The 25,897-nt window shown below is 39.9% G+C and carries 20 protein-coding genes; 7 read left to right on the top strand and 13 right to left on the bottom strand.

Annotated features, from left to right (window positions below):
- Nucleotides 1-91: 91 nt before the first annotated feature.
- Nucleotides 92-1,546 carry a L,D-transpeptidase family protein gene (locus tag ACK1I8_RS07245; protein ID WP_412468662.1) on the bottom strand — a complete coding sequence of 485 codons (1,455 nt, stop codon included), beginning with the start codon at nt 1,544-1,546 and terminating at the stop codon, nt 92-94.
- 394 nt (nt 1,547-1,940) lie between these two features.
- Here ACK1I8_RS07245 and ACK1I8_RS07240 point away from each other — a divergent pair, with 394 nt between their 5' ends.
- Nucleotides 1,941-2,954, top strand: a complete 1,014-nt coding sequence (locus ACK1I8_RS07240; RefSeq protein ID WP_412468661.1) for a zinc-binding alcohol dehydrogenase family protein — start codon at nt 1,941-1,943, stop codon at nt 2,952-2,954.
- A 61-nt stretch (nt 2,955-3,015) separates the two neighbouring features.
- Here ACK1I8_RS07240 and ACK1I8_RS07235 read toward each other — a convergent pair whose 3' ends face one another.
- Complete coding sequence (locus ACK1I8_RS07235) at nt 3,016-3,405, bottom strand: response regulator transcription factor (RefSeq protein WP_412468660.1); 390 nt, start codon at nt 3,403-3,405, stop codon at nt 3,016-3,018.
- Nucleotides 3,406-3,448: 43 nt separating this feature from the next.
- The gene (locus ACK1I8_RS07230) at nt 3,449-4,213 is read right to left on the bottom strand and encodes a DeoR/GlpR family DNA-binding transcription regulator (protein WP_412468659.1); all 765 of its coding nucleotides are present in this window, start codon (nt 4,211-4,213) and stop codon (nt 3,449-3,451) included.
- Nucleotides 4,214-4,369: 156 nt separating this feature from the next.
- On the opposite strand from ACK1I8_RS07230, the gene ACK1I8_RS07225 reads away from it, so the two are divergent.
- From ACK1I8_RS07225 to ACK1I8_RS07205, 5 genes are all read left to right on the top strand, one after another.
- Nucleotides 4,370-5,938, top strand: coding sequence for an FAD-dependent oxidoreductase (locus ACK1I8_RS07225; RefSeq protein WP_412468658.1), 1,569 nt, complete (start codon nt 4,370-4,372; stop codon nt 5,936-5,938).
- A 36-nt stretch (nt 5,939-5,974) separates the two neighbouring features.
- Nucleotides 5,975-7,465, top strand: coding sequence for a glycerol kinase GlpK (gene glpK, locus ACK1I8_RS07220; RefSeq protein WP_412468657.1), 1,491 nt, complete (start codon nt 5,975-5,977; stop codon nt 7,463-7,465).
- Between the two features lie 28 nt (nt 7,466-7,493).
- Complete coding sequence (locus ACK1I8_RS07215; protein WP_412468656.1) at nt 7,494-8,234, top strand: MIP/aquaporin family protein; 741 nt, start codon at nt 7,494-7,496, stop codon at nt 8,232-8,234.
- Between the two features lie 160 nt (nt 8,235-8,394).
- On the top strand, nt 8,395-9,072 hold the full coding sequence (locus ACK1I8_RS07210) for an exonuclease domain-containing protein (RefSeq protein WP_412468655.1): 678 nt from the start codon (nt 8,395-8,397) through the stop codon (nt 9,070-9,072).
- Nucleotides 9,062-10,513, top strand: a complete 1,452-nt coding sequence (locus tag ACK1I8_RS07205; protein WP_412468654.1) for a DUF294 nucleotidyltransferase-like domain-containing protein — start codon at nt 9,062-9,064, stop codon at nt 10,511-10,513. The genes ACK1I8_RS07210 and ACK1I8_RS07205 overlap by 11 nt, the downstream gene beginning before the upstream one ends.
- A gap of 424 nt (nt 10,514-10,937) precedes the next feature.
- Here ACK1I8_RS07205 and rplT read toward each other — a convergent pair whose 3' ends face one another.
- The 10 genes from rplT to ACK1I8_RS07155 form a co-directional block, all read right to left on the bottom strand.
- Nucleotides 10,938-11,282 carry a 50S ribosomal protein L20 gene (gene rplT, locus ACK1I8_RS07200; protein ID WP_025144714.1) on the bottom strand — a complete coding sequence of 115 codons (345 nt, stop codon included), beginning with the start codon at nt 11,280-11,282 and terminating at the stop codon, nt 10,938-10,940.
- Nucleotides 11,283-11,357: 75 nt separating this feature from the next.
- Nucleotides 11,358-11,558, bottom strand: a complete 201-nt coding sequence (gene rpmI / locus ACK1I8_RS07195; RefSeq protein ID WP_029279105.1) for a 50S ribosomal protein L35 — start codon at nt 11,556-11,558, stop codon at nt 11,358-11,360.
- 29 nt (nt 11,559-11,587) lie between these two features.
- Complete coding sequence (infC, locus tag ACK1I8_RS07190; protein ID WP_051691975.1) at nt 11,588-12,157, bottom strand: translation initiation factor IF-3; 570 nt, start codon at nt 12,155-12,157, stop codon at nt 11,588-11,590.
- Nucleotides 12,158-12,174: 17 nt separating this feature from the next.
- Nucleotides 12,175-14,100, bottom strand: coding sequence for a threonine--tRNA ligase (gene thrS, locus ACK1I8_RS07185; RefSeq protein WP_412468653.1), 1,926 nt, complete (start codon nt 14,098-14,100; stop codon nt 12,175-12,177).
- Nucleotides 14,101-14,214: 114 nt separating this feature from the next.
- The gene (locus ACK1I8_RS07180; RefSeq protein ID WP_412468652.1) at nt 14,215-14,709 is read right to left on the bottom strand and encodes a hypothetical protein; all 495 of its coding nucleotides are present in this window, start codon (nt 14,707-14,709) and stop codon (nt 14,215-14,217) included.
- A gap of 111 nt (nt 14,710-14,820) precedes the next feature.
- A complete protein-coding gene (locus tag ACK1I8_RS07175; protein WP_412468651.1) occupies nt 14,821-15,912 on the bottom strand; it encodes an acyltransferase family protein in 1,092 nt (363 codons plus the stop codon).
- Between the two features lie 130 nt (nt 15,913-16,042).
- Nucleotides 16,043-16,942 (bottom strand): hypothetical protein, encoded by a 900-nt coding sequence (locus ACK1I8_RS07170; RefSeq protein ID WP_412468650.1) that lies wholly within the window; start codon nt 16,940-16,942, stop codon nt 16,043-16,045.
- Between the two features lie 634 nt (nt 16,943-17,576).
- Nucleotides 17,577-18,314 (bottom strand): (Fe-S)-binding protein, encoded by a 738-nt coding sequence (locus ACK1I8_RS07165; protein ID WP_412469355.1) that lies wholly within the window; start codon nt 18,312-18,314, stop codon nt 17,577-17,579.
- Between the two features lie 22 nt (nt 18,315-18,336).
- On the bottom strand, nt 18,337-19,644 hold the full coding sequence (locus ACK1I8_RS07160) for an MFS transporter (protein WP_412468649.1): 1,308 nt from the start codon (nt 19,642-19,644) through the stop codon (nt 18,337-18,339).
- A 110-nt stretch (nt 19,645-19,754) separates the two neighbouring features.
- Nucleotides 19,755-21,653 (bottom strand): ATP-dependent DNA helicase RecQ, encoded by a 1,899-nt coding sequence (locus ACK1I8_RS07155; protein ID WP_412468648.1) that lies wholly within the window; start codon nt 21,651-21,653, stop codon nt 19,755-19,757.
- A gap of 371 nt (nt 21,654-22,024) precedes the next feature.
- On the opposite strand from ACK1I8_RS07155, the gene ACK1I8_RS07150 reads away from it, so the two are divergent.
- Nucleotides 22,025-25,252 (top strand): amidohydrolase family protein, encoded by a 3,228-nt coding sequence (locus ACK1I8_RS07150; RefSeq protein ID WP_412468647.1) that lies wholly within the window; start codon nt 22,025-22,027, stop codon nt 25,250-25,252.
- The last annotated feature ends 645 nt before the right edge of the window (nt 25,253-25,897 follow it).

The raw sequence follows: 25,897 nt of genomic DNA, 5'->3' as shown, positions 1-25,897 counted from the left end.
TATAAAGTTTGCAATAGGCACTGGACGGAAATACGGGCATAATCAGTTTTTAAATGATTAACGAGCAGAAAACCGACTGATCAAAAGATCTTCACTTCTTTAGCAGTTTATTATCAATGGGAAACATCAAACTTTCCAAAACCGGATCCCGGTGATAGATATCCGGGAATACACGCAGCTGACCCTCATTAACCTCGCAGGTGATATAAGTGATTTTCAAAGGAACCGGATTTTTCAGATGAAAATCTTTTTTAGTCGCGTTCAGCATTGATGTTTTCAAAGCCGGTACCTGACCACTTACTCCATCGTTGCGTAACAACAGTTCGGCAAGTAAACCGGCGTTTTCTACCCTGATGCAGCCGTGGCTGAACGATCTTTTTTGTTTTTTGAATAATTTCTGTTCGGGGGTATCGTGCAGGTAAATATCAAAAACATTCGGAAACCGGAATACGACCTTACCCAATGCATTATCGCAACCGGATGACTGTCTGGCATCATACAAGTTAGGATTAGCTTTGATAGCAGCTATATTATCTTTGGTTAGCGGCACCACGTTTTGTTTTCGATCGTAAATACTGTAATGGTTATGGATCAGATAAGTGGAGTCTTTCCATATTTTGGGTAACAGTTCAGTCGTAAATATTTTATGAGGCACTTTCCAGTCTGGCGATGTGGTGATGTACTTAACTTTACTTTGCAATTCTGGCGTCGGGCTGGAGGGCTTACCAACAACGGTTTTAAATATCACTACGCGATCATCCTTCACCAGTTTAAGCGTATAGGAAGGAATGTTGATCTGTATGAAATAACGATCGCCAGTATTTATCCACCGTAAGCGCTCCATATTAATGGCCATTTTTCTGGCATCACCTTCCGGAAATTCATAGCAGTCATCAATATACTGTCCCTTAACCAGATGAAGATAATCCTGAAGCATTTTATACATATCTGCCTGCGGCTGCGCCGAGGTAACATTGCTCATAAAATTAGAATGTCCGATGGCTTTCTCAAGATGTGTTACCGGATCAAAATTCAATGAAACTTTCGACTCTAAACGTTCGGTGGTTACTACGGGATTGAATTTGCCGTAATGAAGATGATTGATCAATGTAATCAGTGCATCTGTTAAATAAATATCAAAAATTTCCTGTTCCTGTAATTTAGCCTTTGGCCTGGTAAGAGGCTGAAGCGCATCATACGTAAGCTGATCGGGATGGAAATCGTTTCGGTTCAAACCAAACTGTAATACGCAATCCATCAGTAACATCGACGTCCAGACGTCTGATTGAACCGTATCCTGCATTACCCAGGCACACTTGTAAAATCTGTCCTGATAAAAACGGTCGACAAGATTAGGATAATTCAATTTTGGACGTAAACTAAAAATCTTTTTCTTAAGGGAGAGCGAATCGATTTTTACGGTATCTTCTGTTCTCACAGCAAATCCAAATGTATTAACCACCAATAGGAAAGCACAAACCAGCGTTAATGAAACAAAAATCGCCTTGACAGTGCTGACGCTTTGATTAAAATTTTTACTCAACATAACAGATTGATTTACAGTAACAAATATCAATAGGCAGACGCCGCTGTTTTCTGACCTGGATCACTTTTTACTATGATACTGGTTAAATGGATGGTTAGCGCATACATAAATGTCATTTGGAAAAATGATTTTTATACTGGCCGACTCTTGATGCTTTAAATTTTTACAAAAGCCATGGCATTTAAATATGGCTAGCTCCAAAAAATGAGCTCTTATTCAACAATTTAACCTGAGCCTCTGGTATGCGAAGAAGCGATATTCGCTTTTTTGATTAAAAGCCTTGAATTTTTAACGTCTGAATGACTTTAAAAACAGCTATACGCCCATCAATATCATAACCGTTTTATATTTTTGACATAAAAGATCATATCTCAAGATATTAAAACGACACTCCATGAAAGCAATAGGATTTAAAACCTCACTCCCGATAAACGAAAGCGAAAGTTTTATCATGTTCGAAACGCCTGTTCCGGAACCAAAAGGAAGGGATTTACTTGTAAAGATAAAAGCCATCAGCGTAAATCCGGTTGATTTTAAAATCCGCCAGAACAGCGCTAAAGATACCGTACTGGAAGTTCCAAAGATAATTGGCTGGGATGCTGTTGGCACAGTTGAAGCTATTGGTGAAGGTGTTACCTTTTTTAAGCCTGGGGATGAAGTATATTACGCCGGAGATTTAACCCGAAGCGGCTCAAATGCCGAATATCAGTTAGTTGACGAACGCATAGTAGGATTAAAACCCTCAACATTAACCTATACCGAAGCAGCCGCCATGCCGTTAACAGCACTTACAGCCTGGGAATCACTTTACGATCGCATCCGCATCAATGATCAAAAGGATAAGGGAAAGAGTATCCTGATTATTGGTGGTGCAGGTGGCGTTGGTTCTATCGCCATACAACTAGCAAAGAAAATAAGTGGATTAAAAGTGATTGCTACGGCCTCCAGAGCAGAAACTAAAGAATGGTGTAAGGCCATGGGTGCCGATGTGGTGGTCAATCATAAAAACCTGGTAGAAGAAGTACATGCTGCAGGTTTTAAGGAAATAGATTTTATACTCGATTTTGTCGACCTGAACAGCTATTGGGATATCTTGGTAGAGCTGATTAAACCCCAGGGGCATATCGTATCGATAACTGGTTCTGCCACGCCAATTGCCCTTAATAAATTAAAAAACAAAAGCGTAACCTTTTCGTGGGAATTAATGTACACCCGTTCGATGTATCAAACTGATGATATGGAAAAACAGCGCCAAATTTTGAATGAGCTGACAAAATTATTAGACAACGGCATCATCAAGTCTACATTAACTCAAACCTTTAATGGCTTTACGGTTGAAAACTTGAAGGAAGCGCACCGCTTACTGGAAAGCGGTAAAACTATTGGAAAAGTAGTAATCGAATATTAAATAAAGTAAAAAAAAGAGAGAAACTTATCCGGCTTCTCTCTTTTTTTATATCGGATTTCAGTTAAACTTTCGTCCTGCTTTCTGAACTTTTCTTCAACTGCGTATTAATGCGCTCCAAAACGTTATAAATATCGAATGGTTTGCTGATATAATCATCGGCGAATGCATCAATCGCTTTTTGCTCGCTATTGTTCTGAGCAGACATGACGATAATCGGGATGTGTTTGGTGAAAATATCAGTTTTTAAATCTTCGCAGATTTCTGCTCCGTTTCCATCTGGTAACATTACATCTAATAAGAAAAGATCAGGCATTGCATCCTGGATATTTTTCTTCAGCTCTGCAAAAGATGAGGAAAGCTGTAATTCAAAACCCTCTTCTTTCAACAGGATTTCAATTACGTTTCTAATCTCCTGATCGTCTTCTAAAATGTGTATTCGTTTTTTTTCCATGTTCAAATTATATGTTTGGGATGTACCGTCCGCGTGGAATTCGCTATACGATAGTAACAGTAACACCCAAACCTTCTAAATGTTTTACAATTTGTTCAGAAATTCCTTTATCGGTAATAATATGATCAATTTCTTCCAATCCGCATATCTTCCCGAAGCCTCTTTTTCCAAATTTTGTTGAATCGGCCAGTACAATTGTTCTTTGCGATGCACCGATCATTTTACGGTTTAAATGTGCTTCCATGGCGTTTGTAGTGGTAATGCCAAAATCCAGGTCAATGCCATCCACCCCTAAAAACAGTTTATTGAAATAAAAATCCTGCAAAACCTGCTCCGCATAAGCACCCATAACGGACGAAGAACTTTTTCTGAGTAAGCCACCTAATTGTATCACTTCTATACTGGGTTCGCGCATTAATTCGAGTGCTACGTTTAATGCAGAAGTAACCACCGTTAAATTTGTTGCGGGGGCGATGTTCTTCGCAAAATATAGTACTGTGGTACCTGAAGCAATTACAATAGAATCGTTATCGTTCAGTAATGCAGCTGCAGCAATCCCGATTTTATTCTTTTCCGCTGATTGTATTTTCTCTTTTTCGTTAACCGGACGGTCTACCGTGTAGGGATTGTTTACAGTTGCGCCACCGTGTGTTCTAAACAGCAGACTCTTGTCTTCCAATAGTTTTAAGTCCTTTCTTATGGTTACGGAAGACACTTTCAATTCCTTACACAAATCCACAACATTTATATATTGATCACGTTGCAGACGACTTAAAATAAACTGATGCCTCTCAGCCAAATTCATCATAGTAACTTAAATTAGCATGTCGCAAATTAGCAATAAAAACATTCTTTAAAATATTTTAAACAAATATTTAATAAATTTTTAACCCACTCTATATATTATTTCGATTACGATTTCTTATAATTGCGAATAGTTTCGTTTTATTATTTTTAGAACCTGATGAAGAGATTACATGCACATCATCTATCCGATCATATTAATTGGGATTTTATCATCATCGGCGGAGGTGCTACAGGCTTAGGTATAGCATTAGATGCCGCAAGCCGGGGTTTTAAAACACTATTGGTAGAACAATCTGATTTTGCAAAAGGAACATCCAGCAGGAGTACCAAACTGGTGCATGGTGGTGTCCGGTATCTTGCACAGGGCGATATCGGCTTGGTTAAACATGCTTTAAAGGAGCGTGGCCTGTTACAACAAAACGCCAAACACCTGGTCAATAAGGAAGAATTTCTCATTCCTTGCTATAATTGGTTTTCTGTTGTGAAATATTTAACCGGACTTACCCTTTACGATTGGCTAGCGGGGAAATATAGCTTCGGCAAATCTAAATTTTTCTCTAAAAAAACAACCTTAAGTATGATGCCTGGCATTAAAGCTCAGGGATTAAAAGGGAGCATCAGGTATTATGACGGAAAGTTTGATGATGCCCGTCTGGCTGTCAATATTGCACAAACTGCCATCGAAAATGGCGCTTCATTATTGAACTATACTAAAGTGAAAGGCCTGTTAAAAAGCGGAGATATGGTTACCGGTATCGAAACACTGGATATGATAACTGGCTCAACAGCCAAATACAACGGTAAAATTGTCATTAATGCAACAGGCGTATTTGTTGATGATATCCTGCAAATGAACAATCCCGCTACAAAAAAGATGGTAAGGCCCAGTCAGGGTGTGCATGTGGTGCTAAGCAAAAGCTTTTTAAACAGTGAATCTGCACTTATGATTCCAAAAACTGCTGATGGCCGGGTTTTATTTGCCGTCCCCTGGCACGAACATTTATTGGTTGGCACCACAGATACCCCCTTAAACGAACACAGTTTAGAACCCCGGGCATTAAAAGAAGAAGTAGATTTTATTATGGGTACGGCAGCAGGCTATTTCAACCGCAAGCCCCTCGCAGAAGATATCTTAAGCGTATTCTCAGGTCTGCGCCCCTTGGCCGCCCCTGCCAATGGCGATACAAATAGCACGAAGGAAATCAGCAGAGACCATAAACTAATTGTTTCTGCGAAGGGATTGATTACCATAACAGGAGGTAAATGGACTACTTATCGCCTAATGGCAGAAGAAACAGTCGATTTAGCCATTGCTCATGCAGGTTTAAAACCGAAAGCATGTTTAACACAAAATTTAAGTATACATGGCAACACAACAATTAAAGAAGATAGCCATTTAGCCATATATGGAACTGACTGCAATAACATTAGAGCCTTAATTAAAGAAAACCCTGGCCTTGGAAAACCATTACACCCTTCTTTTCCTTTTGTTGAAGCAGAAGTGGTCTGGTCTGCGAGGAACGAAATGGCAGAAACTGTAGAAGATATTTTAAGCAGAAGACTGAGGATATTATTTATTGACGCACAGGCTGCAAAAGATGTGGCACCGAAGGTAGCCTCCCTCCTTTCCAAAGAATTATCGGCAGATGAGAAGTGGGAGGCCGATCAAATTGAAACTTTTAATCAATTAGCCGATGGTTATCTTTATCATCAATCTACCCCATAACATAAAAGGCATAGCCCGCTAACCAAATTTTTAATTATGAGTAAACACGTCTTATCTATCGATCAGGGAACCACAAGTTCGAGAGCTATTATTTTTAATTACAATGGCGAAATTGTTGCTATTGCACAAAGGGAATTTACACAGCTTTACCCTAAAGCTGGCTGGGTAGAACATGATCCAATGGAGATCTGGTCGACACAATTGGCTGTTGTAACAGAAGTAATTGTTAAAGCAGGCTTAACCGTAAGCGATATTGATGCTATCGGAATCACCAATCAACGGGAAACCACTGTACTTTGGGATAAAGAAACCGGAAAACCGATTTATAATGCCATTGTGTGGCAAGACAGGCGTACCTCTGCCTATTGCGATGAAATTAAGGCCCAGAGAATGGCCGGGAAGATACAGGAAAAAACAGGCCTGATCATTGATTCATATTTTTCTGCAACCAAAGCCAGGTGGATCTTGGAAAATGTTGACGGCGCACGTGAAAAGGCTGAAGCAGGAAAACTGGCCTTCGGCACCATTGATACCTGGTTAATCTGGAAATTAACAGCAGGCGAAAAACATGTAACTGATATCACCAACGCCTCCCGGACCATGCTTTACAACATTAATACTTTAAGCTGGGATGAAGAATTACTGGAGCTTTTCTCTATCCCAAAAGCAATGCTTCCCGAAGTAAAATCATCGAGCGAGGTTTACGGCGTAACCGCTGGACGGATATTAGCCGCAAAAATTCCAATTGCAGGTATAGCCGGCGACCAGCAGTCGGCCTTGTTCGGTCAAATGTGTACCGAAATCGGCATGGTAAAAAATACCTATGGTACGGGTTGTTTCATGCTGATGAATATTGGAGAAAAGCCAAAAATTTCTGTCAATAACCTATTAACCACCGTTGCCTGGCAGATTAATGGCAAAGTAAATTACGCCTTAGAAGGGAGTATTTTTATTGGAGGCGCTGTTGTACAGTGGCTTCGCGACGAAATGGGATTAATTTCCAAATCGGCCGATGTGGAAACTTTAGCTAAAAAAGTAAATAATACCGATGGTGTTTACATTGTTCCTGCTTTTGCTGGCTTAGGTGCCCCACACTGGGATCAACATGCGCGAGGCACCATAACCGGATTAACCCGGGGTACAAACAAATCGCATATTGCCAGGGCAGCGTTAGAAAGTATTGCCTATCAAACGATGGACGTATTGAAAGCGATGGAAGCAGATGCAGGCGTAAATATTACCGAGTTAAGAGTGGATGGCGGCGCTACCGCCAATGATTTATTAATGCAGTTTCAGGCCGATCTGCTAAACTGTAAAGTAATCAGACCGGACGTGACAGAAGTTACCGCTATTGGTGCTGCCTATCTTGCTGGTTTAGCTACCGGTTTCTGGAAAAGTATCGATCAGATCCGTGCACAATGGAAAATTAGCAGGACTTTTATTGCTGAGGAAGGCGTCGATCATACAGAAAGAATAAAAGGCTGGAACAGGGCTGTAAAAGCAGCAAGGGTAAGTGCAGAAAACTAACTAGGGCATTAATAAGATTTTAAATGTGATGAATGTATATCTCGCAGAATTTATTGGTACAGCACTAATGATTCTTCTAGGAAATGGTGTGGTAGCTAACGTAGTACTCAAAGGCACTAAAGGTAATGATGGTGGGTGGATGGCCATTACAACAGCTTGGGCGCTTGCTGTATTTATAGGCGTTGTTGTTGCCGGTCCCTACAGCGGGGCACATTTAAATCCGGCCGTAACCCTCGGACTTGCCATCGGAAAGGGCTTTAGCTGGGCCCTGGTTCCATTTTATATCATGGCCCAGTTAGCCGGAGCGATGACAGGATCTTTTCTGGTTTGGCTTTTGTATAAGGATCATTTTGATGCTACTGACGATCAGGCTTTAAAGGCCGCACCTTTCGCCACCGCTCCTGCCATCAGAAACACACCGTCAAATTTGTTATCGGAAATTATTGGCACTTTCGTTTTAATATTTGTGATTTTTTACTTTACAGATGCGAGCATGGGTACGAAAGAAACGGTTACGACACCCATTGGTTTAGGCTCAATCGGCGCAATCCCGGTAGCATTTTTAGTTTGGGTAATTGGCCTGGGACTAGGGGGAACAACCGGATATGCCATCAATCCGGCGAGAGATTTAGGCCCGCGGACAATTCACTTTTTGATCCCAATGAAGGGAAAAGGAAATAGCAACTGGGCATATGCCTGGATACCCATTATAGGGCCGATTATCGGATCCGTTTTAGCAGCTATGGTATTTATGCTGATTAGTGAATAATGATTTGTTCGGAAACAATCTTTTAATGCCCGTACTTTTAGATTGTTTAGTCTCTACTTCTTTCATTGGCAACCGGGTTATGAATATTTTCTTTTACGCAGCTACCAAATAATAGTTATCTTTGAAACCACATTGCTACTATTTATCTAACCAATCAGAATTGCAAGCATACTTCCTCGTTGTTGATACCGAAACCTCAGGTCTGCCAAAAAACTGGACGGCCCCTTATTCTAAAGAAAAGAACTGGCCTTATATTGTCCAGATTGCCTGGGTAATTTACGACCAATCCTATCGCGAAATTAAGCGCGAAAATCACTACATTAAAAATACCGATTTCACCATTGATAAGGCCGCGTTAAAAATTCACCAAATTACCCCTGAATATCTACATGATCATGGAGAAAACAAAGAGCAGGTAATGCTGCAGTTTTCGGAAGATATAGAAAAATATAAACCTTTGGTTGTCGGGCATTTTATCGAACTCGATTATCACATGGTAAATGTTGAACTATACCGCATCGGCAAAGGAAACATCTTTAAAAACCTCTCCTTTTTCTGTACCATGAAGGCAAGCGCGCCATATATCACAAATACCGTTATCAGTCATTTAAAACTGGATAAATTTTACACCATTTTATTCAATGAAGTGCCTGAAAATATTCATAATGCCTTATCGGATACGTTAAATACGGCAAAAATTTTCTTTCATCTTTTAAAAACAGGCAAAATTAGTTTAACTTCAGTGTACCAACAGGAGCATACTTTTAACATGGACAAAGAAAAGCGAAAAGAATTTTCTTTTAGAAGAATTTTACAGGGATTTTTGAATGGAAGATAAACTAGCCGATCAAATTTATACAGCCCGTATTGGCGATATTACTTTTAGAAAAATTGTGAGTTGCAGTCCTGGCACACCAATTTTTGAAGCTGCCATTAAGATGTCGGAACAGAAAACCAGCTGTCTTTTTATTAAAAATGATCTGGGCGATTATCTGGGCTTTGTAACTGATATTACTTTAAGAGATAATGTAATCGCCAGGCAACTAAGTGCTGGCCTGCCGATTGATGAGGTGATGGATACCGATATTGTAACCATTAAGCCAGATGCTTATGTTTACGAAGCGATATTAATGATGTTCAGCAAAAAATCACGTTATCTATTGGTAAACGACAACGGAAATTTTGTTGGATTTCTGAGCAGAAACCGTCTGTTAAGCGAACAGGCAGAGTCTCCATTGGTTTTTATCCAATCGGTAAAATCAGCTGTGAATGCGGGCGATTTAAAATCAAAATGGCAAAAAGTACCAGGCATCGTATCTAAGCTGCTATCCAGAGGGGTGCATTCGAAAATTGTAAACGAAGTGGTTACCACTATTGCCGATACCATTTCTTTTAAAATTATTGAAGATGTTATAGCCAAATTAGGTCCGCCGCCAGCAAAATTTGTATTTATGGTTTTGGGTAGTGAGGGCAGAAAAGAACTGAGCTTAAAAACCGATCAGGACAATGCCATAATATATGAAGACACCGAAGAAGAAAACAGGGCGGCTGTACGTTCTTATTTTCTCGATCTGGCCACACAGGTTTCGGATAAACTAAATTTTGTAGGCTTTGTATATTGTGATGGCGATTATATGGCCACCAATCCAAACTGGACCCATTCCTTATCGCACTGGAAGTACAATTATAAAAACTGGATTGAAGAAGCTTTGCCCGAAACTGCTGTAAAATTTGCCGCTTTTTTTGATTGCAGGGCTATCTACGGCGATTTGGCCATCATGGAAAGTTTAAGGGCTTTTGTTGATGAGGAACTGCAAAAACCAATTGAAAAATTTTATGTATACCTGGCCAAAAATGCTTTGCTTTATGAGCCGCCCCTTACCTATTTTAAAAATATCCGAACACAAAAGATCCACAAAAAAGAGGTATTTGATATTAAAACAGCCATGACGCCAATTGTAGACCTAGCGAGGGTTTACGCTTTACAAAACAGGATTTTCCAGAAAGAAAATACCGGTGAGCGCTTAAAGGCTTTAAGAGATCTGCGTGTTTTTAGCGAACAGCAATTTAATGAACTTTCCCAATCATATTATTACCTGATGGGTTTAAGATTAAAACATCAGGCCAATCTGATCATCAATGATCAGGCTGCCCCCAATAACTTTATTGAAATTGATAGTTTAACCAAAATTGAGAAGGTAACGCTAATTGAAATCTTTAAAATAATCCTCAACTTTCAGAGTGGAATCAGGATGAAGTTTACCAATAGTTTAGGGTAAGAGCTGAGCGTTTAGTTTTTGACACGCAGCACTTATAATATCCTGCCGTCATGCTTTAGTTTAATTAAAAAGAACGGGGAGCAAAATGCAGCTGAACTTGTATGTCTCCGTATTTCAGTCGGAATAATACCTGTACCGATTGTACACCGGTAACAAAGTGGATAATCCGCAGACTCAGAGAAACCAAATTTGCCTGGACAGATCTCTCCACTCCGCGTTGCTGCAGGAGATGACGACCCGTTTTTGGATAAATCCATCATACCTAATTAACTTCAATAGGTATCATGCCATTATTTACGTTGCAAGACTTATGGGGTCTGATGTGCATCATCCAGATCAGGCCTCGAAAGTCCATTTAACAAAAAAAGGTTCCGATTTGCATCGGAACCTTTTTAAAATATGATTATCGCCTAAGCGAAAATTTCTATTTTACTGCATCAATTACAGCTTTGAAAGCTTCTGGGTGATTCATTGCTAAATCAGCCAATACTTTACGGTTTAAACCGATTTCTTTTGAAGCAAGTTTACCGATTAATTGAGAGTAAGAAATACCGTGTTGACGTGCACCAGCGTTGATACGTTGGATCCACAATCCGCGGAATTCTCTTTTCTTAACTTTACGGTCACGGTATGCATATTGCAAACCTTTTTCTACTGTGTTTTTAGCAACAGTATAAACCTTACTTCTTGCTCCCCAATAACCTTTGGCTAAATTAAGGATCTTTTTTCTTCTTCTTCTCGAAGCTACTGCGTTTACCGAACGTGGCATGTTGTTGTTGTTTTTTGGTAAGCGGCGTTCCGTTCAACCGGAAACTTAAAGCCTGATACCTGGTGAATTAATAAATTACTTTCCGATACAAAGCATACGTTTAACGTTACCCATATCAGCATCAGATACGATACTTGCTTGACCTAAGGCACGTTTACGTTTAGTACTCATCTTGGTTAAGATGTGACTTTTGTATGCGTTGTTTCTTTTGATTTTACCTGTTCCAGTAAGCGAAAAACGCTTTTTAGCACTGGAATTGGTTTTCATTTTTGGCATAACCTGTTTTTTAATTTATAAACCTATTTTTATTTTTTTGCTACTTTGGGTGCAACTGTAAGGAACATACGCTTACCTTCTAACTTCGGTAAAAGCTCTACTTTTCCTACATCTTCTAAAGCCTGGGCAAATTTTAGTAACAAAATCTCTCCCTGCTCTTTATAAACAATTGCCCGGCCTTTAAAATGCACATAAGCCCTAACTTTCTCTCCGTTCTCTAAAAAGCTTACTGCATGTTTTAATTTAAACTGGAAATCATGATCGTTGGTATTAGGACCAAAACGGATCTCCTTGATTACAGTCTGCTTTGCATTAGCTTTAATTTCTTTCTGCTTTTTCTTTTGCTCGTAAACAAATTTACTGTAATCAATAATTCTACAAACTGGCGGTACAGCATTTGGAGAAATCTCTACCAAATCCAGTTCCAGTTCATCAGCAAGTGCCAAAGCTTTCGCCAAAGGATAAATCCCCGGTTCAACATTATCGCCAGCTAAACGCACTTCGGGCGATTTTATATACTGATTAATGTTATGCTCTGCTTCTTTTTTCTTAAAAGGTGGACGTGGCCCCCTATTAAATCCTGGTCTTCCTAATGCCAAATTTGTATTATTTTAATTTAAACTGTTATTTCTTTTCTTAATAAATTATTGAACTCTTCCAAAGTCATTTCACCTAAATCTCCCTCACCATGTTTACGAACAGAAACTTTACCTTCTGCCATTTCCTTATCCCCGATAATGAGCATGTAAGGGATCTTTTTAACTTCCGAGTCCCGTATTTTGCGACCGATTTTCTCATCACGAAAGTCAATCAGCCCGCGAATATCGGAATTATTTAATTCATCCAAAACTTTTTTTGCATATTCTTCATATTTTTCTGAAATAGGAAGAATAATAAACTGTTCAGGACTTAACCATAAAGGAAAGTTTCCGGCGCAATGTTCAATCAACACGGCAATAAATCTTTCCAGTGAACCAAATGGTGCACGGTGAATCATAACCGGTCTGTGCTTCTGGTTATCGCTACCGGTGTATTCCAATTCGAAACGCTCCGGTAAATTGTAATCCACCTGGATGGTACCCAACTGCCATTTCCTGCCTAAAGCATCTTTAACCATAAAATCGAGTTTAGGGCCATAAAAAGCAGCTTCGCCATATTCAACCACGGTATTCAGGCCTTTTTCTGCAGCGGCTTCGATAATCGCAGTTTCTGATAATTTCCAGTTTTCATCAGAGCCGATGTACTTGGCTTTGTTCTCCGGGTCTCTTAACGAAACCTGTGCCGTATAATTTTCAAAACCCAACGATTTAAATACATAAAGCACTAGATCGATCACTTTTTTAAACTCATCTTTAACCTGTTCCGGCATACAGAACAAGTGCGCATCATCCTGGGTAAAGCCACGTACACGGGTTAAACCGTGTAATTCGCCACTTTGTTCGTAACGGTAAACTGTTCCAAACTCGGCAAAACGAACCGGAAGATCTTTATAGGAACGCGGCTTGGTTTTATAAATCTCGCAGTGGTGCGGGCAGTTCATCGGTTTTAAAAAGAACTCCTCTCCTTCCTGTGGTGTTTTAATCGGCTGGAAAGAATCCTTACCGTATTTCTCCCAGTGACCAGAAGTTACATATAAGTTTTTATGACCGATATGTGGCGTTACGACCTGCTCATAACCCGCTTTAGCCTGTGCTTTAGTTAAAAAGTTCACCAGGCGCTCACGCAAAGCAGTTCCTTTAGGCAGCCACAAAGGCAGGCCCATTCCAACTTTTTCTGAGAAAGCAAACAGTTCTAACTCTTTACCTAACTTACGGTGATCGCGTTTTTTCGCCTCCTCAATCATTAAAAGATACTCAGTAAGCTCGCTCGCTTTAGGGAAAGTTACACCATAAATACGGGTTAACTGTTTTTTAGTTTCATCGCCACGCCAGTAAGCCCCGGCCACGTTCATCAGTTTAACGGCCTTTACAAAACCGGTATTTGGAATATGCGGACCCCGGCACAAATCGGTAAATGAACCTTGGGTATAAAAGGTAATTTTACCATCCTCCAGGCCGTCGATTAAATCTAATTTATATTCATCACCCTTTTCAGTAAAATATTTTACTGCATCAGCCTTGCTTACACTTTCGCGAACAAAAGTCTCCTTTTGTTTGGCCAGTTCGATCATTTTGGTTTCAATGGCTTTGAAATCATCTGACGAGAATTCGCGGTCTCCAAAGTCTACATCGTAATAAAAACCGGTTTCAATCGCCGGACCGATACCAAATTTGGTACCCGGATAAAGTGCTTCTAAAGCTTCGGCCATTAAGTGGGCAGATGAATGCCAAAAGGTCGATTTTCCGGCTGCGTCATTCCAGGTCAATAATTTTACTGCTGAATCCGCCTCGATCGGTCTTGTCGAATCCCAAACCTCGCCGTTAACTTCAGCGGCTAACACGTTACGGGCCAGGCCCTCAGAAATTGATAATGCAATTTGATGGGCAGAAGTGCCCTTTTCGTACTGACGGACAGAACCGTCAGGTAAAGTAATGTTAATCATCTACAACTATGATTTAAATTTTAAATAAAAAAAGTGTTAAAGATCACTTACAATGTGATTTTATTTCGTGCAAAGATACGATTTTTATAATTTAATTGATAGAAAACTGAAATTCTACTTCGGTTGCAGGCCAACTTCATTCAGATATGTTTTCTGAATCTCCAATACCTTGTCAGGGTAAGTATTCAGTTTTTCATATTTCAACATCAGCTGCTCATGTAGTTTTTTCCTTTCGTCAACAGTTTTTGAGTTTAACATTTGTTGAGCTGTTTCTCCATAATCAGTTATGGCCTTAAGGTAGGCTACAACCTCGTCGTTAAATTTTTTAGCTTCTTTACCCGGATTCAAATCTGCTATCTCTGCAAGTTCCATTTTTGAATTGTTGACCAGGTTATCTGCTTTGATTGATAAGAAAATTGAATCAGTAAGACCTTTTGAGTAAACCTTCGAAGTATCTTTAAAAGCACTGTCTGCTTCATCAATCTGTCTCATCTGGCTTAGAAAAACAGAAGTTACTTTTTCATTGTAGGCATAGTTGCTGGTTGATGATGTGCAACTGAACAGCAATAGTAAGGAAAGCAAAAGCAAAGCGGTTTTTAGAGATTTCATAAACGGTTAATTTTATTTTTTTTAATGAGTCATATTTTCATCCCATGCCATGGGTGCATCATTTCATGGATTTTAATCAATGGTTTTTGTCTCCACGAAACGTTTACAATACTACGTCAAAAATTTAGCTTTCAAATATTTACGCAGTGGAATATCGATAAACTTCATCACAAGATAAGCCAAAACAATTAAAAATATTACAGAAACGGGAATAACGCTCCACAGCGTATCCACACCTGGCTTAACCACGGCCACGTAAGTTAAAAACACCCATACAAATGGGTAATGTGTCATATATAAGGGATAGGAAATTTCACCAGAAAGTTTACAGATATTTTTTGAAGCGGGGTTTACCGCCGTACCTGCACCCAAAGCCACCAAAAGTGGAAAATATAATACGACGATGATGGGTTCAGTAATCCAGTTATAAGCATCAGCATAAGGAAACAGGAAAGCGGCCAGTAAGAGTACAATCATGCCCGGGAAGCCCAATTTATTTTTAATGATCCAATTGAACCGATAAACCAGCATTCCGGCGGTGAATGAGTAAAGTACCCTCGCCCCACCATCCCAAAAATTTTGTCCACCCCAGCCACCACCTAAATTGCCATTGGGAACCTTTACTCCTATATAAACAAGGCATGCTGCTCCAGCTAATGCCAGAACAATCAACACTTTTTTATTCAGTTTGTAAAGTATCAGGATGTAAAAAATATTGGCAATATATTCCCAAAATAGCGACCACGCCGGAGCATTTAAGCAGAACAGGTTGGTATAGCGCTCGGGCATTAGCGGATAAGGGATTAGAAATACCGAAGCTAAAAACAAGAATAAGGTTTTCCCGAAACCGTAAACTGGATAAAAATCACTGAAAGGATCAAATAAAAACGTGAGCAGCCCCAAAACTGAACCTATCACAACCAGGGGATGCAAACGGATCAGCCTCACTTTAACGAACTGTAACCAACCAAGATGCGGTGCCCGGCTATCATAAGCATAAGCAATTACAAAGCCCGATAAACAGAAAAAGAAATCGACAGCCAGAAAACCGTGCGACAGAAAATTCTTGTTATAATCGGTAATGGCAATTTCCATAAAATGATAAATTACCACTACAATAGCAGCTATTCCTCTTAATCCATCTAAGATTTCGAAATGCTGTTTGCCCGCTAATAAATTTGTTTTGTTTTCTGCTATGATCACTTCGGTTAGGCTTGTATCTGAACCCAATTATATGAAATATGTATGCATTACGGTTAATCGCTTCGAAAATGATACAAAAAAGCCCGGAAGCTAACACTCCGGGCCTTGATTAAATTACAGTGATTTTCTACTAATTCATTCCAAAGGCTCTTCCCTGACCACCGCCACCTGGCCTGTTCTGTCTAAAACGCTTCATCATATTCTCCATCTTGGCTTTATACTCCTCAGGAGTAATCAATTTTGCTTTTTTAGGAGCAGTAACGTCTTTGGCACTAACGTTTCTATATTCAATACTCTTGGCTATGGAGCTGTTTCCTCTACCCTCAATAGCCAATACCGCACCTTCTGTCCACATGTTTGGATTAGGAGAAAAATCAAAACCTAAATCGTTGGTATACCAGATTTTGGTTTCTTCCACCACATTTTTATCCATATCTAAAATTTTGATGGCCCTGGTTGATCTTACAATGGCCTGGTGACAGGTAAAACCCAGAATCTGTTTGGTTGAATCAGTTTTAACCACTTCAATTTTTGGAGCCTGGGCCATTTTTGCTCTTGCAGTATCATTTGGATTGCCACCACCCGTTCTGAAAGAAGAAATTGGACCCGAAGTAGATAGGGTTAATTTACTCGGCATATAGTAAGTGGTATCGTTCAGGTCGAATACTTCTGTTAAGCTTTTATCAGCAAAATTATAATAATATTCCCGGTTGCCACCGCCACCACCAAAGCGCATCATCATCCGGCCCATTCCGCCGCCACCGCCACCTGCACCGTTACTATCTTCCGTTTCTTCAACAGGCATATAACTGGCATGGGTTGCCGTAAATAATAATTCAAAATTGGTTTTGCTTGATGAAGGCATCCTCGCTTTCATCTGATCGGTTAACTGTATGCCATTGGCTGAAGCCATGGCTGCAGGATCTATGGTGTTTTCAAACTGTATAGCTCCTGAAGTTTTTTTCTTTTGTGCATTCGCCACAGATACAATTGATAAAAACCCAAGTAAAGCAACGGTTATTTTTTTCATGATGATTTTGTTTTGTAGCTTAGATAGCAAAGCATAGAAAAGGTTTAACAAAGATATTTTAGATTGTAATAGAAAACGTATTAAATTGTGTTAAAGCTGATGCCTGGATGACCTGGTTCAGCTGTCAAATGGCCGATGTAATTTAATTTTTACAATTGTTTTTTGAAAAGCAAATGCAGCAGTTCTTCGGTTGGGTTAGTCCTGCCCTCTGCTTAATCCCGATAAAACAAAACCTTTAATTTAAATTGATCTTCCAATCGGGATAACGCTGGCGGTCAGGTTTATTTTGCAAAAACTGTAATTCTTTTTTACCGGAAAACGCTGCAGGCATAATTTCGCTATAACGTGAATTTATTTCAACGCCGATGTTTTCCCGGTCTGTGCCCTGATTGACCGAAAACTTCGATCAGGGCCCTGAGATAAAGTGGTCATTAATAGCTAAATGAGTACCTTAACGAATTAAACACATCTTGTAATTTGTTTTACACAAACTTTTATGAATGCTTCGGCGTAATGGCGAAAAATAAAATCCTGGCCGCAAATCCGGAGTTTTCTGTTGAATAAGATCCATCGGCTGCTGAGCCGCCAGTCAGCGATTGCGATTCGAAACTTAAGCCCCTTTTAGGGGCCGGGGTTAATATTCCGTACTCTCCAGCCAGCCATTACAAAGTACATCGGCAATGTGCATGGTTTTAATCGGAAGGTTGTTTTTTTCGATGTATCCCTGAAGGTGTAAAAGGCAGGATAAATCAGTAGATATAATATAATCGGCACCTTGCGCCAGGGCATGGTTTACTTTCTGCTCGGCCATGGCCGATGAGATGGCATCAAATTTAACTGCAAATGTTCCGCCAAAGCCACAGCACATATCAGTATCTTCCATTTCGATCATCTCCAAACCATGTACTTTTGAAAGTAAATGACGGGGTTCATCTTTTATTTTACACTCGCGCAAGGCACTGCAAGAATCATGGTATACCGCTTTTCCTTCCAGCTCAGCACCAAAATAATCTTTCTTGGCCACCTTAACCAAAAAGTCTGATAACTCCCAGATGTTAGATTGCAGGCTTCTGCATTTATTGTGCACAATGGTATTCGTAAATAGGTCGTTATAACCGCTTTTAACCATTCCCACACAGGATGCAGAGGGAGCAACGATATAGGTATTTTCAGAGAAATCGTTCAAGAATTTAGTACCCACCTGTTTCGCTTCGTCCCAATAACCAGCATTATAAGCTGGCTGACCACAACAGGTCTGCTTTGAATTGTAGGTTACCTCACATCCCGATTTCTCCAGTAATCTTAGGGTATTAAAAGCAGTTTCCGGATAAAGTTGATCTACAAAACAGGGTACAAATAATTCTACTTTCATCATATTCTTTACAGCTGCAAACTTACAATTTTAACGAGGCTTTGCGTTCGTTTTTTCTTAAAAGTATTAAAAGAACCAATCCAACAATAAAAAATGATGCCAAAGCAATAATAGAATAACGAATATTTCCGGTTAAATCTTCAATATAGGCAAAGCTGAAAAGACCAATTACAATCGCCAGCTTTTCTGTTACATCGTAAAAGCTAAAAAATGAGGTAGTATCCTTAGTATCAACAGGAAGGTATTTAGAATAGGTAGAGCGTGATAAAGACTGGATTCCGCCCATAATCAGTCCAACAATTGCTGCCAATGAATAAAATTGATACTCGTTTGTAATATAGTAACCGTAAATACAGCAACCTATCCACACCAAAACAACCATAATCAGTACGTTTATATTGCCAATCTTTTTTGCAAAAAACGACATCAGCATCGCTCCCGGAATAGCGACCAATTGAATAATCAATATCACCGCAATCAGTTTGGCAGTACCTAATTTTAATGTCTTCTCAGCAAAACCAGCCGCCGCAAGCATAATGGTCTGTACCCCCATCGAATAGAAAAAGTAGGAAATTAAAAATCCCTTTAAAACCTTCATTTGTTTTAACTGCGACCAAACTTTAGATAGTTCGCTAAAGCCATCTTTAAAAATATTGGTTTTCACTTTATCTTGCTGGGGTGTTCCGTTTGGCAGTACGTTAAAAGGGATCTGTGAAAATCCGATCCACCATAACCCAACCAGTAAAAAAGATAACCTTGGCGGGAATGAGGCATCAGTAATGCCAAACCATTCGGGCTTTAACACAAATAGAAAACAGATGAGTTGAAGCAGAACAGAACCGATATACCCATACGAGAAACCCTGTGCACTTACACGGTCCTGATGTTCTTCTGTTGCGATCTCAGGCAAGTAGGAGTTACTGAACAATACACCGCCAATATAACCCATTGCTGCCAGGGCAAACAAGATAATACTCATTTCGAGTGTATCTAATTTGAAAAAATATAACCCGATACAAGCCACCCCACCTATATAGGTAAAGAATTTCATGAACGATTTTTTGTTGCCTCTTCTATCCGCTATAGACGAAAGTATGGGCAGGACAAAAGCCATAACCAGGTATGCAAACGATAGGGCATAATTGGAAAGCGAGGTATTTACAAAGGTTCTGCCAAAAAAGTCTACTTTATCACCATGTTCTTTAGTAGTAGTGATAATGGTGTAATAAGCAGGAAAAATGGTAGAAGTGATGACTAGATTATAGGCAGAGTTCGCCCAATCGAAAAATGCCCACGAACGGATGGTTTTCTTATTGTTTTTTGTTATCATTTGTTTTTTCGCTTCGCGGAAGATTATAATGATGTTTTTTTGTAAGGATTAAATAGTTCATTACAAAACTAATATTTTATTGCTAACCTGAGCGGCATTTTTCTCACATCTCACATCTCCAGATAATACTTCTTCCCATCAGTTTTAATCTTGCCTGCATCCAACAGTTCTCTTATGGCATCAATTCTATCTGTTTCTGTACCATTTTTAATATGACCAACCAAATCATCGAGACTTAAAGGTTGTTGCTGAAGTAAAGAAATAATGTCATAATCTATCTCTTCACGTAGCGAATGATGGTTCTCCGCTCTTTTTTCAGCCAGACAAACGTCGCAAACGCCGCACTTTGCCGCTTGGTGTTCATCAAAATAATGAAGTAGCTGAATACTTCGGCATAAATTAGACGAAGCATAAGCTACCACAGCATTGATCTGTTTGTGCAGGATATCCTTTCTCAATTCCAGGTACTTCACATCCAGATCAAAATGATCCATATCTACCCTCGGCCTGATATACTGCAATTGAGGCTGATCTGTTTGTTGGATATAAGTGAGCAACTCGATTGTTTGTAATTTATCCAGCAGAACAACAACATCCTGATAAGACAACCCTGTTCTTTTGGCCAAATCTGCTTCATTGATTTTAACAAAACCATCAAAAGCTCCACCATACGAGCGTAAAATTGTCTTTATAATCCCGTCATAGGCCTTGTTTTCGATCTGAAAACGATAAATATCCTCGTGACTGGCGATAAACATGATCCTGGAAGGCAGGAAAACACTTTCTGAAAAGGTAATATAGCCATCATGTTCCAGAAATTTCAGTACAGAAATTGTTTTTAAAACATTAACATTAAATCGTTTGCAAAAATCAGCGATATCGAAAGGAAAGGTTAAACCTTCGCCCGCACCAAATGCCAATTGAAAATAATTGCCCAGGTAATGATATGTTTTTCTGATTTCTTCTGATGAAGGAAAACTGTCTAAGTACCTTGATTCTAAGCCAATAATATCCGCATGATTGGCCAATAAAACGGCATAACTTCTTTTTTCATCGCGCCCTGCCCTGCCGGCTTCCTGGTAATAGGCTTCTAAACTTTCCGGCAGATCCAAATGCACCACAAAACGAACGTCTGCCTTATCTATCCCCATCCCAAAAGCATTGGTAGCCACCATAATCCGGATTTTGTTGTTCTTCCATTTTTCCTGCTTTAAAAAGCGTACATCACGTTCCAGGCCGGCATGGTAAAAATCAGCTTTAATTCCGTTTCGATTGATAAAATTGGCTACTTCTGCGGTTTCCCTTCGATTACGAACATATACCAAACCGGTACCTTTCACATTTTTACAGATATCGATCAGCTTTTTATATTTATCCTCATTACCAACAACCACATAGCTCAAATTATCCCTGGCAAAACTTTTTACAAAAACCTGTGGGTCTTTCATTTCCAGTTTCGCTACGATATCTTGTCGTACAAATTCGGTCGCGGTTGCCGTAAGTGCCACAACCGGGATATCAGGTAAAATTTCGCGCAGTTTGGATAGCTGTAGGTAAGGTGGACGAAAATCATACCCCCATTGCGAAATACAGTGCGCTTCGTCAACCGCAATCAGATTTACATTCATGTAAGAAATCCTCACCTGAACCAACTCTGACAGCAATCTTTCAGGAGAAAGATACAGGAATTTCACTTTACCATAAATGCAGTTATCCAGCAAAATATCGATTTCGCGCTTCCCCATGCCAGCATAAATAGCTATAGCCTCGATTCCTTTCGATTTCAGGTGTTCTACCTGATCTTTCATCAGGGCAATCAGAGGAGAAACCACGATACAGATTCCCTCCTTTACCAGTGCCGGCACCTGAAAACAGATTGATTTACCACCCCCTGTTGGCAAAAGTGCTAAAGTATCTTTGCCCTCCAAAACCGAAGCGATAATGTCTTCCTGTAATGGTCTGAAAGCCTGGTACCCCCAATATTTTTGTAAAATCTCTACTGCTGTCATAAATCGGCGATATCAAAACTATACATTTAATCCAAAATCGCCACTTATTATTGTTGGAAATTGAAAAATCATCTTCAGAAAAGATTATTAACTTTGTTCGATAAGACAGGTTTTATGTTAAAAACGCAGTTGCAGATTATTCCCTTTTGTTTAGTGTCGTCACCCTGAATTTGTTCCAGGATCTGAATAGCAGGAAAGGTGCTGAAATAAATCAGATTGCTATCGGATCAGTATGATGATACGATTAAATTGCATTTTTTATCGAAATGTAGGTGAAAAACATTAATGTTCAGCAGTGCTGAAATAGATACATTCTTAAAAAAAATATTCAAGAAAATACACGAATTGTCCAAATAACCATCCAATATATAATGAAACACCTTTATTTTCTAGCCGCTCTTTCGCTATTGTTTTTTATTGCTAATGCCCAGGAAAAAAAATGGGATATTGAAAAATACCAGGGAACAACCAAAAACTTTACCTTAAATACGGATGAAGGTACCTGGATGAACCTGGATGTAAGTGCCGACGGAAAGGAAATTGTTTTTGATTTATTGGGCGACATTTATGTAATGCCAGTTACCGGAGGTGTGGCAAAGCTGATTAGCGGAGGTATTGCATGGGATGTTCAGCCGCGCTTTAGCCCTAACGGAAGATATATTTCCTACACGAGTGATAAAAGTGGCGGAGATAACATCTGGATCATGAACCGGGATGGCTCCGGTAAAAAACAAATCACTAAAGAAAGCTTCAGGTTATTGAACAATGCCACCTGGATGCCAAACAGTGAATATATCATTGCACGTAAGCATTTTACAGCAAGCCGTTCCTTAGGCGCAGGTGAAATGTGGATGTATAGCATCAATGGCGGTGATGGTGTACAGTTAACCAAGCGTAAAAACGACCAACAGGATGCAGGTGAGCCCAACGTATCTCCTGATGGCAGGTATGTTTATTTTAGTGAAGACGTAAGTCCCGGACCTAATTTCGAATACAGTAAAGACCCCAACGGAACCATTTATGCCATCCGCCAGCTGGATTTAACTACTGGAAAATTAATTACCTTAATTGATGAACAGGGTGGTGCTTGCCGTCCGCAGGTTTCTCCTGACGGAAATTTAATTGCTTTTGTAAAACGGGTCAGATTAAAATCTACCTTGTACGTACAAAATCTTAAAACCGGAGAAGAGTGGCCTATAAATGAAGATTTATCCCATGATCAACAGGAAACATGGGCTATTTTTGGAGTCTACCCAAATTTTGCCTGGACACCGGATAGTAAAAGCATCGTTTTTTATGCAAAAGGGAAAATCAGAAAAACGGAAATTGCTACCTTGATCAATACTACTATCCCCTTTCAGGCCAATACGATCCAAACCGTACAAAAAGCCTTACATTTTGAGCAGCAGGTTTTCAGTAATGAATTTTCGGCAAAAATGTTAAGGCAGCTAACTACCTCGCCTGATGGAAAAATAATTGTTTTTAATGCAGCAGGGTATCTTTACAAACAGGAATTACCAGCAGGCACACCGGAAAGGTTAACCAATGGACTGGATTTTGAATTTGAACCGGCCTTTAGCCCTGATGGAAAATACGTTGTTTACACTACCTGGAGCGATGAATTACGTGGAGCAATAAAACGTACAGATGTGAAATCGGGAAAAACAATTATGCTAAGTGATGAAAAAGGATTTTATTATTCGCCCCAATATTCTACTAAAGGAGATAAAATTGTTTTCAGAAAAGGAAGCGGAAACGATGTTTTAGGATATAACTTTGGCCGTGGTACGGGTATTTTTGTCATGCCGGCCAATGGCGGTGCTAAAACTTTGATTTCAGACAATGGAATCCGACCGCAATTTAATAATACAGATACCCGTATTTATTTTCAGAGTTATGCCGATGGCAAAAAAGCACTGAAAAGTATCGACTTGAATGGCGCAAATGAAAGAACTCATTTTACATCTCAGTATGCGAATCAGTTTGTGATCAGCCCGGACAATAAATGGCTGGCCTTTAACGAGTTATTTAATGTTTACATTACACCGATGATTAATATCGGTACGCCGCAGGATGCATCTGCAGGCAATAAGGCTATCCCGGTTACCAAAGTCACTACTGATGGCGGAACATACATGCAATGGAGCGCAGATAGCAAAAGCCTGCATTGGACATTAGGTCCAAAATATTTTACTATTGATGTAAACAGTGCCTTCAATTTCGATGGAAATACGCCTAAAACTGAAGCTTCCGCAATAGACATTAACCTGGTATTAAAGTCTGACATCCCTACCGGAACAGTTGCACTGAAAGGGGCAAGAATTATCTCGATGAAAGGCGATGAGGTTATCGAAAACGGAACCATCATTACCGATGGAAATAAAATTACCGCAATAGGAAAAACAGATGCAGTAAGCATTCCCGCAAATGCCAAAGTTATTGACGTTAATGGTAAAACGATTATGCCGGGCATTGTTGATGTTCATGCCCACCTGCGGACCAGTCCGGATGGCATAACGCCGCAAAGCGACTGGAGTTATATGGCTAACCTGGCTTTTGGCGTGACCACTTCACACGATCCATCGAGCAATACCGAAATGGTTTTTAGCCAAAGTGAAATGCTGAAAGCTGGCAGAATGGTTGGTCCGAGGGTTTACTCTACAGGATCTATTTTGTATGGTGCAGATGGCGACTTTAAAGTGGTGATTAATAGTTTAGATGACGCCTTAGCCAACCTGCGCAGGTTAAAAGCGGTGGGTGCATTTTCAGTTAAATCGTACAATCAGCCTCGCAGAGAGCAACGGCAACAGATTTTAGAAGCCGCCCGTCAGCTTAAAATGGAAGTGGTACCAGAAGGTGGCTCTACATTTTTTACCAATATGAACATGGTTGCAGATGGACATACCGGCATTGAGCACAGTATTCCTGTTTTGCCGGTTTACAAAGATGTGACCACGCTTTGGAACAATACAGAAGTTGCCTATACCCCTACTTTAATTGTAGCTTATGGTGGCCAGTGGGGTGAAAATTATTGGTACGACAGGACCAATGTTTGGGAAAATGAAAAATTGATGACTTATACCCCCCGTTCCATTATTGACGCAAGAGCAAGGCGCAGAACCACTTCGGAATATAGTGATTACAATCACATTGAGGTGGCAAAAGCCACCAAGCAAATTGCTGATGGTGGTACGAAGGTTAACCTTGGTGCGCATGGTCAGATTCAAGGTTTGGGAGCACATTGGGAATTGTGGATGCTGGTTCAGGGTGGCTTTAGTCCGCTGCAGGCGATCAGGGCGGCCACATTCAATGGCGCAAGCTATTTAGGCATGAATAAGGAAATCGGTTCATTGGAAGTGGGTAAACTGGCCGATATGGTCATCATGGATGCCAATCCTTTGGATGATATCCGCAACTCTGAAAAAATCAAATATGTAATGATCAATGGCCGGCTTTACGATAGCGCCACCTTAAACGAAGTAGGTACGCGGGAAAAACTTCGCGGCAAATTGTGGTTCGAAAATGCAAAAGGTAACGGCTACATTATTCCAAACGGGGAATCAGAAACCTGGACGTTTACGGTGCCCCATTGCGATTAATAAAAAAATATGAACAATTTTCTAACCATGCAGGAAGATAAGATTCAGATTAACTCCAGCAATTAGAAAGACCATTCAACCGTCAGGCTGTTTTACGCTGGTTGGAACAAGCGTAAGCAGGAATGATTAAGTGCAACTACTTTAGATATGTTAAACAGGCTAATCAAGCTTTTTTAATCAGATATGAAACCGAACAAACTCTATACCGTAGCATCAGTTATATTCTTAATCTTAAGCATAGCGGTTTTCTCATACAGCGGGTATTACATCCTGGGAATCCAGACTGTAAACTTATTTTTAGCACTGATCGCAATGGCTTATATCACTGCCTTTCTAGCCGTAATGAAAGATAGAAAATCGGTTATTTCCTGGCTGCTTCTAATCATAAATTCGATTGTACTCATTTGCATCATTTACTTCCTAACACACTTTAAAATGAAGATGTAATTTTGATCAGGTTTACGCTCGCTTCTAAAGAGTGTAGCTATAGAAAGACGATTGAATCGTCAGGCTATTTCACGCTCGTTGGAAACGAGCGTGAGCATTTATTTACCATACAAAAAAAATATATTCAAGTTTGCGCTCGTTTCTAACGAGTGCAGCTATAGAAAGACGATTGAATCGTCAGGCTGTTTCACGCTCACT

This window comes from Pedobacter sp. KLB.chiD (assembly GCF_047040275.1).
Classification (GTDB): Bacteria; Bacteroidota; Bacteroidia; order Sphingobacteriales; family Sphingobacteriaceae; genus Pedobacter.
Note: the sequence above shows the minus strand (reverse complement) of the source record. Positions and strands in the feature narration are given on the sequence as shown.

What these genes read in the sequence shown, in the direction of transcription:
- ACK1I8_RS07215 (WP_412468656.1), top strand. Translation starts at nt 7,494, where the DNA reads ATGAATGTATATCTCGCAGAATTTATTGGTACAGCACTAATGATTCTT.
- ACK1I8_RS07230 (WP_412468659.1), bottom strand. Translation starts at nt 4,213, where the DNA reads ATGATGAATTTGGCTGAGAGGCATCAGTTTATTTTAAGTCGTCTGCAA.
- thrS (WP_412468653.1), bottom strand. Translation starts at nt 14,100, where the DNA reads ATGATTAACATTACTTTACCTGACGGTTCTGTCCGTCAGTACGAAAAG.
- ACK1I8_RS07205 (WP_412468654.1), top strand. Translation starts at nt 9,062, where the DNA reads ATGGAAGATAAACTAGCCGATCAAATTTATACAGCCCGTATTGGCGAT.
- ACK1I8_RS07225 (WP_412468658.1), top strand. Translation starts at nt 4,370, where the DNA reads ATGAAGAGATTACATGCACATCATCTATCCGATCATATTAATTGGGAT.
- ACK1I8_RS07150 (WP_412468647.1), top strand. Translation starts at nt 22,025, where the DNA reads ATGAAACACCTTTATTTTCTAGCCGCTCTTTCGCTATTGTTTTTTATT.
- ACK1I8_RS07240 (WP_412468661.1), top strand. Translation starts at nt 1,941, where the DNA reads ATGAAAGCAATAGGATTTAAAACCTCACTCCCGATAAACGAAAGCGAA.
- ACK1I8_RS07180 (WP_412468652.1), bottom strand. Translation starts at nt 14,709, where the DNA reads ATGAAATCTCTAAAAACCGCTTTGCTTTTGCTTTCCTTACTATTGCTG.
- ACK1I8_RS07155 (WP_412468648.1), bottom strand. Translation starts at nt 21,653, where the DNA reads ATGACAGCAGTAGAGATTTTACAAAAATATTGGGGGTACCAGGCTTTC.
- ACK1I8_RS07245 (WP_412468662.1), bottom strand. Translation starts at nt 1,546, where the DNA reads ATGTTGAGTAAAAATTTTAATCAAAGCGTCAGCACTGTCAAGGCGATT.
- ACK1I8_RS07165 (WP_412469355.1), bottom strand. Translation starts at nt 18,314, where the DNA reads ATGAAAGTAGAATTATTTGTACCCTGTTTTGTAGATCAACTTTATCCG.
- ACK1I8_RS07235 (WP_412468660.1), bottom strand. Translation starts at nt 3,405, where the DNA reads ATGGAAAAAAAACGAATACACATTTTAGAAGACGATCAGGAGATTAGA.
- rpmI (WP_029279105.1), bottom strand. Translation starts at nt 11,558, where the DNA reads ATGCCAAAAATGAAAACCAATTCCAGTGCTAAAAAGCGTTTTTCGCTT.
- ACK1I8_RS07160 (WP_412468649.1), bottom strand. Translation starts at nt 19,644, where the DNA reads ATGATAACAAAAAACAATAAGAAAACCATCCGTTCGTGGGCATTTTTC.
- ACK1I8_RS07170 (WP_412468650.1), bottom strand. Translation starts at nt 16,942, where the DNA reads ATGAAAAAAATAACCGTTGCTTTACTTGGGTTTTTATCAATTGTATCT.
- rplT (WP_025144714.1), bottom strand. Translation starts at nt 11,282, where the DNA reads ATGCCACGTTCGGTAAACGCAGTAGCTTCGAGAAGAAGAAGAAAAAAG.
- glpK (WP_412468657.1), top strand. Translation starts at nt 5,975, where the DNA reads ATGAGTAAACACGTCTTATCTATCGATCAGGGAACCACAAGTTCGAGA.